This is a genomic window from Stenotrophomonas sp. RIT309 (assembly GCF_000632045.1).
Lineage (GTDB): Bacteria > Pseudomonadota > Gammaproteobacteria > Xanthomonadales > Xanthomonadaceae > Stenotrophomonas > Stenotrophomonas indicatrix.
In genome coordinates this window covers 235,020-248,040 of the sequence record NZ_JFYS01000023.1, presented here as the reverse complement: position 1 = coordinate 248,040, position 13,021 = coordinate 235,020, and the positions used below count along the sequence as shown (strand labels likewise).

The following is a 13,021-nucleotide window of genomic DNA, read 5'->3' as shown; positions in this document are numbered from 1 at the left end:
CGCAGATGGCCGCCGACAAACTGAAGTTCCACCTGGTGATGGCCGGCTGCGGCGGGTTCGTCGTGCTGATGCTGGCCGCCCTGGCCTGGGTCTGCCTGCAACCGCAGACCGTGGATGTGCAGGCCGCCGAGCGCCACGCCATTGAACAGTGCCTGCACCGCAGCGAGGACGCGGCGCGCAGCGAGATTCAACGCCGCGCCCAAGCCGACTCCTGCCGCGAGATGCGCAAGCAGTACGTGCACAAGTTCGGCGCGGACGGCTCCTGATGGGCGCAGCCGCGCCGCGCCCACGCCGTTCGATGCTGCCGGTGATGATCGCCCTCGCCTGCCTGTTCATGGCCGGCGTGGCGGCGGCACTGTGGCAGTACTTCGGCTATGGCGAGCAGTCCACGTTCGCCGAACAGGCCATCGTCTTCGATGACTCGCAGCTGCGGTTGCCGGCGGAACTGGCCGGTAACACCGGCCGCATCCGCGTGGTGCATTTCTGGGACCCGGCCTGCGGCGTGTGCAACCGCGAAACCGGTGCGCACCTGAGCTACCTGATCAGCATGTATCGCCGCGCCGGCATCGACTTCTATGCCATCCGCCGCCCCGGCACCCAGGGTGAACTGCCCGAGCCGCTGCGCAGCAAGGTGATCACCCTGCCGACCATCGACGGCATCGGGAAAATTCCGGCCAGCCCGGCGGTGGCGATCTGGGACCGCCAGGGCCACCTGGCCTATGCCGGCCCGTACAGCATCGGCATGGTCTGCAATTCGGCCAACAGCTTCGTCGAACCGTTGCTGGACAAACTGGTGCGCGGGGAAACCGTGCGCCCGAAAGGACTGCTTGCCGTGGGCTGCTACTGCCCCTGGCAGGCCCAGCGCTGAGGACGTGCGATGACATCACCGACGCTGGCTGGCGCAGCCGCCACACACAACAACGGCGGTCACCTGTCCGAACCGACCGATGGTTATGGACAGGCTCCCGCCGTTGGAAGCAACGATACGCCCCGACATCCTCCGTACATGCCGCGACCCGATGTCGCAGGGCCTGGCATTGCAGGGCTGGGCTGGGTGCAGGACGTGCACGTGCACAGCGGCCCGATCTACCTGCGCATCGTCAACACGCTGGAACGCACCATCAATCGCGGTGGCCTTGCGCCCGGGCAACGGCTGCCCTCGCAGCGCGCGTTGGCGCAGCAGCTCGGCGTGGATCTGACCACGGTGACCCGCGCCTTCGATGAAGCACGCAAGCGTGGACTGATCGAAGCACGCGGGCCACAGGGCAGCTTCATCGCGCCGCCCAAGGCCGGTTTTGATCAGGCCGTGGATCTCAGCATGAACGTGCCACCGGTACCCGACGCCGATGCACTGGCGGAAATGCTGCGTCGAGGCGCAGCGGCGGTGCTTGCGCGCAGCAATGCGCCGAACCTGATGACCTATCACCTGGGCGGTGGCAACCCGACCGACCGCCACGCGGCGGCGCGCTGGCTGCAGCCGATGCTGGGCACGGTGGACGATGCTCGCCTGCTGCTGACCGAAGGCGCGCAGGTGGCACTGGCGGCGATCCTGCTCAGCCAGGGGCGCGAGGGCGATGCGATCCTCTGCGATCGGCTGGTGTATCCGGGTCTGCTGCAGGCCGCCGCCGCACTGGGACGGCGGCTGGTCACGGTGGAGGGCGACGAACACGGCATGTGCCCGGAGGCGCTGGCCCGCCGGGCGCGGGAATGTGGCGCGCGATTGGTCTACCTCAACCCCACCTGCCAGAACCCGACGGCGCTGACCGTGCCCACCACGCGGCGCGAAGCGCTGGCGCGGGTGCTGGAGCGCGAAGGCCTGCTGGCGATCGAGGACGATCCGTACTGGCACCTGGCCGTCACCGCGCCCATTCCGCTGGCGACGCTGGCACCGCGACACGTGTTCCATGTGGCCACGCTTTCAAAGGTGATCAGCCCTGGCCTGCGTACCGCGTTCGTGCAATGCCCGGGCGCCGCCCATGCCGAGGCGATGGCCACCGCACTGCGTGCCACGCGGTTGATGGGTCACCCGCTGGTATCCGCACTGGCCAGCCAGCTGCTGCTGGATGGCTCGGCGCAGGCGCTGCTGGCGCAGGTACGCGAGGAAGCGCGCGAGCGCACGCGGATGGCGCGGTATCTGCTGGCGCCCTCGTTGCTGGAGCGCGCCGATGGGCTGCATGCGTGGTGCCGGGTGCCAGCGCCGTGGACCGACGCCACGCTGGTGCGTACGGCGCAGCTGCAGGGCCTGGCGATCGCGCCTTCATCGGCGTTCTGTCCGCCGGGCGCGCCGTTCGCGAGCGGGGTGCGGCTGTCGTTGGGATTGGCTGCGGACCGGCGGCAACTGGAAAACGCGCTGCGGCGGATCGATCGGTTGTTGTTGTCCGATGCGTTGCCGGCGATTGACCGGTAGTGGAAGGGCATCCACGCATGGCGTGGATCTACTGGGCCCGTTCCGGTAGATGCCAACCTTGGTTGGCAATGCCCGTTCACGCCATGCGTGGATGGGTGTTGCGCCCGGTAGTGCCGGCCGCTGGCCGGCAACGGCATGCACACTACGGCCATGAGGTTGCCGGCCAGCGGCCGGCACTACCCCAGCGCGGCCAACGCCTGCACCAGCGCATCCATCTGCGCGGGGCGGGTGAACACCGATGGTGTCACCCGCACGCAGGCGCCGGAGTCCAGGCCATCGCGATGGGTGGTGAATATCCGATGTTCATCCAGCAGCCGTTTCTGCAGCGCCAGGTTGTCTTCCACCGAGGCATGGCCACGCAGGCGGAAGCTGGCCAATGCACTGGCCAACGCCGGATCCGGCGACGACAGCACCTCGATATGCGCCATCTGCCGCGCCGCCACCGTCCAACGCTCACGCAGGTAGCGCAGCCGCGCCTGCTTGTTCGCTGCGCCGATGCGCTGATGCAGCGCGATGGCCTCCGGCAGCGCCAGATAGGCGGCGAAGTTGACCGTGCCGGTGTGCACGCGACTGCCCACGCGGCCGTCGTCGGTCTCGCCCATGTACGGATCCAGGTCGGCCACGCGTCCTTTGCGCACGTACATCGCGCCCACGCCCACCGGTGCGCCGATCCACTTGTGCAGGTTGATGCCAACGAAATCGGCCTTCAGGTCCGGCACCGCGTAGTCGATCTGGCCAAAGCCATGTGCGGCATCGACAATCACGTCGATGCCGCGCGCCCGCGCACGCTCGGCGAGCTCGGCCACCGGCAGCACCAGCCCATGGCGGTGGCTGACCTGGGTCAGCAGTACCAGTTTCAGGCGCGGCAGGCGCGCGAACGCCTCATCGTAGGCCTGCAGGATCTGCTCATGGGTGGGCACCACCGGCAGTGCGATGCGCTCGACCTGCACCCCACGACGCTGCTGCAGCCAACGCATCGCGTTGATCATGCTGTCGTAGTCGATGTCGGCGTACAGCACCTGGTCGCCCGCGGCCAACCGGTTGTAGCCGCCGATCAGCGCGAGCATCGCTTCGGTGGCGCCACGGGTCAGCGCGATCTCGTCGGCGCCGACGCCAAGCATGTCGGCCACCTGCCGATGCACGGCCAGGTACTGCGCCGGGAACGCGTGGCGACCGTACCAGGCATTGCCCCGGTTCACTTCGGCGGTATGCCGCTGGTAGCTGGCCAGGGTCTGCTTGCCCATCGCGCCCCAGTAGCCGTTCTCCAAGTGGTTCACTTCATCGGTAATGTCGAAGTGGCTGGCGACGGCGGACCAGTACGACTCGTCACGGGCCAGCACATCCGGCGTCGTGGAAGGTGCAGGAATGTCCATCGGCACAGCGTAGCGCTCGGCCGTCGGAGCAGCCAGCGCGGCAAGCGCTGCACTGGCCGGCAACAGCGCACCTGCGCGCAGCAGGGAGCGGCGGCGGCTGTCCATCAGAAGCTCAGCCGGTACTGCGCGTACACGTTGGCACCATCGGTGTCGTACGGCGCGTTGCGCGAATAGATCAGGCCACGGCTGGCCTGGAACGTGGCTTCGTCCGGGTAGCGGTCGAACACGTTGTCGGCGCCCACGCGCAGGCTGTGGTGTTCGTTGATGCGATAGCCCACGGCCAGGTCGAGGAAGGTCATCGCACCGAACTGCTGGTAGATGTCGCCGGTGGCATTGCCGGTGGAGTCGGTCCACTTGCCGTAATAGCGCACGCGTGCCATCAACGACCACGCGCCGACGTCCCAGCTGCCGGTGAAGCTGCCCTTGTGCTCGGGCAGGCGGTCTTCGAACAGCACGCGCTGGGTTTCGTTGGTGGCCACCGAGGTGCTGCCGTTGTCGACGCGGGTCTGGTTGTAGTTGTAAGCCAGGGTCAGCGTCATCCGCCCTGCGCCGAGGTCGCGCAGGTAGTTGCCGACCACATCCACGCCGGTGGTGGTGGTGTCGAAATCGTTGGTGAAGTAGTTCACCGAGGTATAGCCCAGTGGGTTCGGCGTGCCGGCCGGAATGGCGAAGCTGGCCGACTGGCTGAAGCGGTCGCTGAGCGTGATCCGGTAGACATCGACCGACCCCGACAGGCCCAGCTCGGTGCGCCAGGTCAGGCCCAGCGAGGCCGTGCGCGATTCTTCCGGGGTGAGCGGCTTGGCACCCAGCAGCTGCGCCAACGGATCGCTGGGCGACAGGCGGCCGCTGGTGAAGATCTGCAGCGTGCGCGTGTCCAGGCCCTGGGTGGTGCTGGTGGTGTTGAGCTGGGCCGGCGTGGGCGCGCGGAAGCCGGTGGAGAGCGTGCCGCGCAGCGCCACGTCCGGGGTGATCGCAAAACGTGCCGACAGCTTGCCATCCACCGTGCTGCCGAAGCTGGAGAAGTCTTCATAGCGACCGGCCGCGCCGATGCTCCAGCGCTCGCCCAGCGGCACTTCCATGTCCACGTAGGCGGCCTTGCTGCGCTGGCTCCACTGCCCGGCCTGGCTGGCCGAGAAGCCCGGCGCGCCGTTGGAATTGGCTTCCAGGCCCGCCGCAGCGCCACGGCCCACCGCATACGAGGCCGGGTCGCCGGCGCGCACCTGGTAGGTCTCCTGGCGGAATTCGGCGCCGAAGGCGACGTTGACCGGCTTCGACAGCGCAGCCACGTCCCATTCGTAGTTGAAGTCCGCATTGGCGTTCTTCTCGGTCTGGGTCAGCCGGCCGAGGTCGAAGGAGGTCGGGCTGTCCGGGCCCAGCGAGGCGTTGATGGAGTTGTCCAGGCTGTAGTCGATGGCATTGCGGCCATGCGAGGCGCTCAGGTCCCAGCGCAGCTTGGGCGTGATCTCACCCCGCAGGCCCGCGACCAGCTGCAGGTCGTTCTGGGTGTTGCCGTACTGCGGGCTGAAGCCCACCGGATACAGCGAGCGCAGGTTCCAGCCCGGGAAGATGCTGGTCGTACGGTACGCGCCGGTGGTGGTATCGGGGTTGCGCCAGTTGAAATCGCTGACGCCGTCACTGTGGCTGTACAGGCCGAAGGCATACAACTCCAGGGTGTCGCTGGCATTGGCCTTCAGGTTGAAGCCCACGCGGCGGCTTTCCAGCTCCGGCTGGCCCCAGCGCTGCACCGGGTTGGGCACGTCCAGTTCGGGATGCGCGGCCTGGAAGGCGATGGCGTCGGGGCGCTGGCGCGTGCGTGAGGTCGCGTCGGAGTTGGACGATTCGGCGAACAGGGCGAGGCTGCCGTAGTCACCCAGCGCCCGGCCGGTGCGCGCACTGAAGTCGCGCGAGCCGCCATCGCCCTGCGCGTACTGCGAATAGCCCGCAGTGATCTCGGTGCCCGGGCTGTCCTCCAGGATGATGTTGATGACACCGGCGATGGCATCCGAGCCGTACTGCGCCGACGCGCCATCGCGCAACACTTCGATGCGCTTGAGGGCGCTGGTCGGAATCTGCGCCAGGTCGGCGGCCTGTGCGCCGCGGTTGCCAAGCAACGCACTGCGATGGAAGCGCCGGCCGTTGACCAGCACCAGCGTCTGGTCCGGCGACAGGCCACGCAGCGTGGCCGGGCGTACGAACACCTGGCCATCGGCCATCGGCAGGCGCTGCACCACGAACGAAGGCACCAGCTGTGCCAGCACGTCCTTCAGGTCGGTGGAGTCGACCGACTGGATGTCCTGCTTGGTGAACACGTCCACCGGCGCCAGGGTTTCAAACTGGGTGCGGTTGGAGGCACGGGTACCGGTGACCAGCATCGCATCGAGCTGGGTGGGCGCAGCGGCGTTGCCACTGCTGCTGGTGTCTGCCGTTCCGGCATCTGCAGCGATCGCGCCTCCTGCGCTGACCAGACCAAGGGCGAGGAGGATGGAACGCGACAGCTTCGAACGATGCACGGCAGGACTCCGGGAAGGCACGACAGGGCCAGGCGGGACCTGGACAAGGCGCGCAGTCTCGGGGCGGGATGTGAAGCAGCGATGACGTGGAGACGACAGTTGCGACCGCTGGAGGTACAGCCGCCACCCATGCCGGGCTCTGCGCTATGCGGTGTCGTCGTCGAAGCCGAAGACGGCGGGCCGCGCCGTGCGCAGCGGGATGACCAGCGCGATCGCGAAAACGAACAGGAAAGGCGCGGAGAGGATGGCAGTGTCCTCGGTTCCGAAGGCAATCAGGTTCACCTGCAGTTGGCCGATCCACTCAAGGTCCATGAGCACCAGCACAAGGCCACCGATGGTGGGGCACGGCAGGCCGCCATGGCCTGCCATCAACAACGTGGGCGCCAGCAGTGCTGCCAGCAATGAGAACATCACACGGTACAGCCAGGGGTCGCCGCGCCAGCGCGGTGCCCGCCGCCACATGAGCACCAGCAGCGCCAGTGGCAGCAGCGCCGGCAGCAGGGCAATCGCAATGATCATCACCATGCGGCGATCTGCGCGGTCTGGCTGATAGCGGTGACTTCCGGCATGTCCCTGGCCTCGATCGTGTCCATGAAGACCGCATTGTTGCCGGTGCAACGGCAAACGCAAAGCCCTGCCGGCGCAAGAACTGCTAAGCGCCCCACCCCGTCGATCCGGTACGCTGCCCGGCATTCGAACGAGGGACAGCGCGATGAGCGCAGCCGGCAAAGCGTTGTGGTACATCGAAAGCCATGCCGACAAGCCGCTGGCGCTGGCCGACATCGCGGCAGCCGCCGGACTGTCGCCCTTCCACCTGTCACGCCTGTTCCAGGCCCGCACCGGCACCTCGGTGGTGCGCTACCTGCGTGGACGTCGCCTGACCGCCGCCGCGCAACAGCTGGCCAACGGTGCCGGCGACATCCTGCAGGTGGCGTTGGCAGCCGGCTACAGCACGCATGCCGCGTTCACCCGTGCCTTCTGCGAGCAGTTCGGGCAGACCCCGGAGCGCGTGCGCGAGCGGGGCCTGCAGGAACTGGCACTGGTGCACGCGATCCGCCTCGACGACGCGCCACAGGCCTGCACCGAGGCGCCCAGGCTGATCGACTGCACGCCCTTCCAGGTGGCCGGCATCGGCATGCGCCACAGTCGCGACAGCGGCGGTGCGATTCCCGGGCAGTGGGCGCAGCTCAACCGCGAATGGCCAACACCGGCGCCGGTCAGTTTCGGTGTGTGCTGCAGCAGCGACGACGAGGGTGGCTTCGACTACATCGCAGCCTTGCCGGTGAATGCACTGCCATCGGTGCCTGCACACTGGCAGCGGGTGGATGTGCCTGCGCGCCGTTACCTGGTGGCCTGGCATGGCGGCCATATCTCCACCATCCGCTCGACCTGGTTCTGGCTGCTGGACCAGTACCTGCCGGCAAGCGACCTCCACCTGGCCAACGCGCCGGATCTTGAACGCTACGACACCCGCTTCGACGAGCATACCGGCCATGGCGGCGTGGAGATCTGGCTGCCGGTCGATCACCGTCCTGACTGACCCGGAGAAACCGATGATGCGCGCGACACGATGGATGTTGACCCTGCTGCTGGCTGCTCTGGCGCCGATGGCGATGGCGGCCGCTCCCACCATTGCCGGTGAACGTCATGGCGTGACAACGCTGAACAGCGCGGCGATCCGCGACAGTGCTCGGCGCGAGGTGCTGCGCTTCACCGTGTGGTACCCGGCAATGCCGGGCAGCGAAGAAACGCCGCTGACCATCGGGCCACCGGATGCGCCGCTGTTCGAGGTGGGGCGCGCGGCGAAGGATGCCCCCATTGCCGGCGGGCGCCTGCCAACCCTGTTGTTGTCGCATGGCAATGGCGGCACCGCGCGCATGATGGGGTGGCTGGGCACTGCGCTGGCGCGGGCTGGCTACCTGGTGATCGCCGTGGACCACCCCGGCAACAACGGCGCCGATGAGATGACGCTGGCCGGCAGCGTGCTGACCTGGCTGCGCGCCGACGACCTGAAGGCGGCGCTGGCGGCCGTGCAGGCCGACCCGCAGCTGGGGCCACATGTTGATGCGTCGCGGCTGGGCGTGGTGGGTTATTCCGCCGGTGGCTTCACCGCACTGCTCAGCGCCGGCGCACGGCCGGACATGACGCGGCTGCTGGCGTTCTGCCAGGCGCACCCGGACGACGGCGTGTGCAGGCCGCAGCAGGAAGCGGCCGCGCATACGATGGCGGCGCGTCTTGCTGCGGCGGCGTCACCACAACTGCAACCGTACGTGCAGCATGCACAGGATGATCGTTCGATTGCCGGCGTGCGCGCGGTGTTCGTGCTGGCGCCCGCCATCGTGCAGGCGTTTGCACCGAAGCAGCTGAAGGCGTTGCGACAGCCGGTGATGATCGTGCTGGGTTCAGCGGATGAAGTGGCGCCGCCAGCGACCAACGGTGATGTGGCGGCGGCGCTGATTCCGAAAGCAACGCTGCACGCGCTGCCCGGTGTCGGCCACTACGATTTCCTGTCTGCCTGCACGCCGCTGGCGGATGAGCGGCTGCAGGCGCTGTGCATGACTGCGGTACCGAAGGTGCAGACGCATGCGGTGGCGGTGGAAGACGCGGTGCGCTTCTTCGGGGAAGCCTTGCGCTGAAGACAGTCGAGCACGGCTCGATGCCAGGGCTGGCAACAACGATTCGTTGCACAGGTGATGACGCGGCGCAAAGGTGCGCGGGACTACACTGCCCCCAGCGCTCCACGGAGGATCGATCATGCGCCTGTTGCATCTTTCTCTGCCGGTATCCGATGTTGCCAACGTCGCCGCGTACTTCCGCGACGTGCTGCAGCTGGAGGTGGCCGGCGACCAGATCCGCATTGGCTGGAGCACGATCCAGCTGCAACCGGCGAATGGCCGTCCGGTAGGCGGCGTGCACCTTGCCTTCAATGTGCCGGACAACCGCTTCGCCGACGCCATGAGCTGGCTGCGTGCACGCACGCCGTTGCAATGCAATCCGGAAGGGCTGGACTACTTCGCACTGGAAAGCAGCTGGCAGTCGCAGTCGGTGTATTTCACCGGACCCGATGGCCTGATCCTGGAACTGATCGGCCGCAGGCGCTTGCCGGCCAGCGACCGCACTGGCGCCTTCCATGGCAGCGAACTGACCTGCCTGAGCGAGGTCGGCCTGCCCAGCCATGATGTCGATGCGGTGCGCGAACAATCCAACCAACGCTTCGGCCTGCGGCCGATCAGCCCGCCGTCGCCCCAGTTCGCGCCGATGGGCGATGACGAGGGCCTGCTGATCGTGGTCGCTGCCGATCGCCGTTGGTTCCCCGAGCAGAAGGACCTGCCCAACGCGCAGGGCCTGCAGCTGCAGGTGGCCGATGTGAGCGGCAGCGGCGAGCTGCACGATGCCGCGCTGGGCTGGCGGGTGCAGGCGGCCTGAGTTACCAGCTGCCCGAGGCGCCACCGCCTCCGCTGCGGCCGCCACCACCGGACCAGTCGCTGGAACTGCTCGAGGACGAACTGGACGACGAGGTGCTGGACGAGGAGCGGTAGCCTCTGGACGCCCCCCGGCCGCCGCGGGCTTTTTCGCCGGGCAGCAGAGTGAACACCCAGATGAAGTACAGGAACAGCGTGCCCATGCTGGACACGATCGTCGCCAGCACGCGGGCGTTCTCGTCGCCGGCACGGTCGATGGCCAGCAGCGCGCCCAGCGCATAGCCACCGCTCAGCAGCACCAGCACCACCAAGCGGATGGCGAAGCTGTTGCGGTTCTTCCGCCAACGCGCGCGACCGGCCTGCACCAGGAAGTACACCAGCATGGCGGCGATGCCGACCGCCAGGTTCAGCAGCGTGTGCAGCGCAAGGCTGGGCGGCAACTGGACGCGTACCAGCATCACCGCGAAGAAGCCGGTGCTGACGGCCAGCATGCCGTACAGCACGATGCGTACGCCGCCGCTGCGACGCCAGCACCAGCCCAGCAGGGTTGCCACCGGTACGGCGGGCAGCAGCACGAAGACCAACGCCGGCAGCACATGGCGCGGCAGCAGCAGCGACGCAGAAAGCCCTCCCGCGGCGATCACCGCCGTCACCAGCAGCGGCCTGCCCCAGGCAGGCAATGTCGGCCACGTTGACCTGGGCACCGCCGCATTGGCTGCCAGTGCCTTGCGCCGCCGCTCGCGGCGGTTACCGGTGAAATCGGCTTCGGTCCTGGTCGCCAGCAGACGCGGTGGCGATCGCCACAGACCGGCCAGGAAGCCCGCCAACAACGTCAGCGCGACGACCGAATCCCCCGTGCGCCAGTCCGCGGGCAACACGTTGCGTGCCGACGGATCTTCCCAGGGCGGCATTTCCTCACCATCGACCAGCGCCACCAGCACCGCGGTGCCGTCCAGCACGCCCTGGTCCAGGTCTCCCTCGCGCAGCCGCGGCACGATCGCCTTGTCGATGATGCGCGCGGCATACGCATCAGGAATGGTGCCTTCCAGGCCATAGCCGGTCTGGATGCGTACGCGCCGATCCTGCACCGCCACCAGCAGCAGCACGCCATCATCGACGCCGGCGCGGCCCAGCTGCCATTGGTCGAAGACCCGCTGCGCATAGGCTTCGATGCCTTCCTCGCCAACGCTGGGCACCACCAGCACCTGCAGCTGCGCGCCCTTGCGTGCCTGCAGCTGCAATGCCTGCTCGCGCAGCGTGGCGTGGGTACTGGGGGACAGCGCATTGGCGGTGTCCACTACCGGGTCGTCCAGTGCAGGAATCGGGGCTGCCGCCAGCGACAGCAACGGCAACAGGCAGAGCAGCAGCACAAGCCACGCCCACGGCTTGGCAACGCGCGCCTGCGGCACCCGGCTCATGTGCCCTGCCCTGCCTCGATCTGCGCATACAACGCCTGCAGCCGGGCAGCGTTCTGCGCGAACACCTGCAGGTCCGCGTCTACCAGTGCCGGCCATTCCGGTGCATGTCCCAGCAACTGCGCCACCTGTTCCTGCGGTGCGCGATCAAAGCCCTCGCCCAGCACGGTCAGATAACGCTGGCGGAAACCCTCCGGGTCCTGCTGGTCCTGCACATACAGCTGCACCGCCAGCAGGCCGGCGTAGAGATAGTTGACCAGGTACTGCGGGTCCTCGTACATCAGGCGCTTGCTGATCCAGTTACTGCGCAGCTGCGGGTAGCGTTGCGGCTGCTGGCCATAGCGCGCCAGCACTTGGCCGGTGAGCGCATCCAGATCGTCGGCGGTGCCCAGGGTGTTGCCAGCCACGCCCTGGTAGATCGACTGCTCCAGCTGCGCTTCCTCGGAGGAGGTGAACAGCTGCATCACCATGTCATCCAGCAGCGATTTCAGGTAGTACGCCTTGGCGCGAGGATCCTGTGCCTGCTGGTACAGCTGGTCACGGAAACGCAGTTCGTTGTAGATGGCAAAGGCTTCGGTCAGCCACGCACTGCCATTGCGCTGCAACGGCGAGGCATGGCCGCGTTGCATCCATTGCCCGTGCACGGCATGCCCGGCTTCATGGGCGATCTCCACGTCGCTCTCCAGATCCCCGCTGCGCAGCCCCACGAACAACAGCGACGGCATGTCCGGAGCAACTACCTGGAACGCGTCGTGGCTGCGGCTGCCCAGCACGGTGGCCAGGTCCATGCGCTTGTGCGCAGGGTCCAGCAGCGCGCGCAGCTCGGCGACATACTCAGGCCCCAGGTGCTGCATGGCATCGGCGGCGGTATCGCGCAGCTGCTCAAGCGTCAGCACCGGTGGTGTATAGCCGGCATCCGGCACGGTGGTATCCCAGACCTGCGGCGACGTGATGCCGCTGCGCCCAGCATGCTGCAGCAGCATGTCCTGGTAGGCACGACGGTCTGCCGCGTGGCGCTCGATCGCTGCCAGCGTCGCGTCGACGGTCGCCGTATCCATGCCCATGCGGCGGTAGCCACGTGCGGTGGCCGAGCCGTCTCCCTGCAGGCGCGCGGCGGCGTCATTCACCTGCGCCAGGCCCAGCAGCACCGAAGCCATCGGCTCGCGGCGCGACTGCAGGCCCTGCCAGTATCCCTTCCAGCCGGCCTCACGCAGCGTACGGTCGGAGTGCTGGGCCAGCGCCTGCTTGTCAGCGCCGGTATCCCAGCTGCGGCCAGCCCCCTCGACGCGCGGAAATGCGGCGCTGTGGAAGATCTGCCGATGCAGGCGCGCGAAGGTATCCAGCGCCGGGTCGGCCAGCGTATCCACGGCATCATCCAGCTGCGCATTGGCCGGCGCCGCACCTTCCTGCAGCGCACGGTCGCGCAGGAACCGGTAGGACGCCAACCAGGGTGCATCCGCCGGTGCCTCACGCAGGGCGGCCCTGCCAGCGCGGGCGATACGGCTGCACAGCCCCATCACCTGGTCCAGCGCCTGCGCCGGGCGACGATCGCGTGCGTTGCGGGCAGCCTGCAGATGCAGATACGCATGGTGGCGCAGGCACTGCGCCTGCAGCGCTTCGGCCTGGCGGAAGCGCGTGGACGGCTCGCTCGCCGTGGCGCCCTGCAACGCCTCAACGCGCTCGCCCAGGGCAATGCGTGCCGTCTGTTCGGCGGCGGCGCTGGGAAAGTAGGCGCGATCGTCAGCGTGCAGCGATTGCGCGTGGGCGCCGAGGGACGTGGTCATCGCCCACAGCGTGGCGATGACCAGGGTAACGGTGGTGGTGCGCATCCTGCGGGCCTGCATCGGCGTCTCCGTGCCTTGAACGAGCTTGGAGCCTAGCAGCCGCCGACGGT

At 68.0% G+C, this 13,021-nt stretch carries 11 protein-coding genes; 6 read left to right on the top strand and 5 right to left on the bottom strand.

Features of this window, described 5'->3' with window-relative positions; translation table 11 throughout:
* Positions 1–5 precede the first annotated feature (5 nt).
* From BW38_RS06745 to BW38_RS06755, 3 genes are read left to right on the top strand one after another with little or no spacing between them, the layout of a single operon-like run.
* Positions 6–266: a hypothetical protein gene (locus BW38_RS06745; RefSeq protein ID WP_032976966.1), complete on the top strand. Its 261-nt coding sequence runs from the start codon at positions 6–8 to the stop codon at positions 264–266.
* Positions 266–868, top strand: a complete 603-nt coding sequence (locus BW38_RS06750) for a DUF6436 domain-containing protein (RefSeq protein WP_032976905.1) — start codon at positions 266–268, stop codon at positions 866–868. The genes BW38_RS06745 and BW38_RS06750 overlap by 1 nt, the downstream gene beginning before the upstream one ends.
* A gap of 9 nt (positions 869–877) precedes the next feature.
* Positions 878–2,407, top strand: coding sequence for a PLP-dependent aminotransferase family protein (locus BW38_RS06755; protein WP_032976903.1), 1,530 nt, complete (start codon positions 878–880; stop codon positions 2,405–2,407).
* 176 nt (positions 2,408–2,583) lie between these two features.
* On the opposite strand, the gene BW38_RS06760 is transcribed toward BW38_RS06755, so the two are convergent.
* The 3 genes from BW38_RS06760 to BW38_RS06770 all read right to left on the bottom strand — a co-directional run bounded on the left by BW38_RS06760 (position 2,584) and on the right by BW38_RS06770 (position 6,920).
* Positions 2,584–3,885, bottom strand: a complete 1,302-nt coding sequence (locus BW38_RS06760) for an aminotransferase class V-fold PLP-dependent enzyme (protein WP_032976900.1) — start codon at positions 3,883–3,885, stop codon at positions 2,584–2,586.
* Positions 3,885–6,290: a TonB-dependent receptor gene (locus BW38_RS06765; RefSeq protein ID WP_032976899.1), complete on the bottom strand. Its 2,406-nt coding sequence runs from the start codon at positions 6,288–6,290 to the stop codon at positions 3,885–3,887. The genes BW38_RS06760 and BW38_RS06765 overlap by 1 nt, the downstream gene beginning before the upstream one ends.
* Before the next feature lie 144 nt (positions 6,291–6,434).
* Entirely contained in the window at positions 6,435–6,920 is a 486-nt protein-coding gene (locus BW38_RS06770; RefSeq protein ID WP_235189975.1) for a hypothetical protein, read from the bottom strand.
* 82 nt (positions 6,921–7,002) lie between these two features.
* On the opposite strand from BW38_RS06770, the gene BW38_RS06775 reads away from it, so the two are divergent.
* The 3 genes from BW38_RS06775 to BW38_RS06785 all read left to right on the top strand — a co-directional run bounded on the left by BW38_RS06775 (position 7,003) and on the right by BW38_RS06785 (position 9,716).
* Positions 7,003–7,830: an AraC family transcriptional regulator gene (locus BW38_RS06775; protein ID WP_032976895.1), complete on the top strand. Its 828-nt coding sequence runs from the start codon at positions 7,003–7,005 to the stop codon at positions 7,828–7,830.
* Between the two features lie 16 nt (positions 7,831–7,846).
* Positions 7,847–8,926 carry an alpha/beta fold hydrolase gene (locus BW38_RS06780; RefSeq protein ID WP_032976964.1) on the top strand — a complete coding sequence of 360 codons (1,080 nt, stop codon included), beginning with the start codon at positions 7,847–7,849 and terminating at the stop codon, positions 8,924–8,926.
* A gap of 118 nt (positions 8,927–9,044) precedes the next feature.
* Positions 9,045–9,716 (top strand): VOC family protein, encoded by a 672-nt coding sequence (locus BW38_RS06785; RefSeq protein ID WP_032976893.1) that lies wholly within the window; start codon positions 9,045–9,047, stop codon positions 9,714–9,716.
* 1 nt (position 9,717) lies between these two features.
* Here the strand turns inward: BW38_RS06785 and BW38_RS06790 are convergent, their stop codons facing one another.
* Positions 9,718–11,130, bottom strand: a complete 1,413-nt coding sequence (locus BW38_RS06790) for a TPM domain-containing protein (RefSeq protein ID WP_032976892.1) — start codon at positions 11,128–11,130, stop codon at positions 9,718–9,720.
* Complete coding sequence (locus BW38_RS06795) at positions 11,127–12,971, bottom strand: M3 family metallopeptidase (protein ID WP_032976890.1); 1,845 nt, start codon at positions 12,969–12,971, stop codon at positions 11,127–11,129. Before BW38_RS06795 ends, BW38_RS06790 begins: the two co-directional genes overlap by 4 nt.
* Positions 12,972–13,021: the final 50 nt, after the last annotated feature.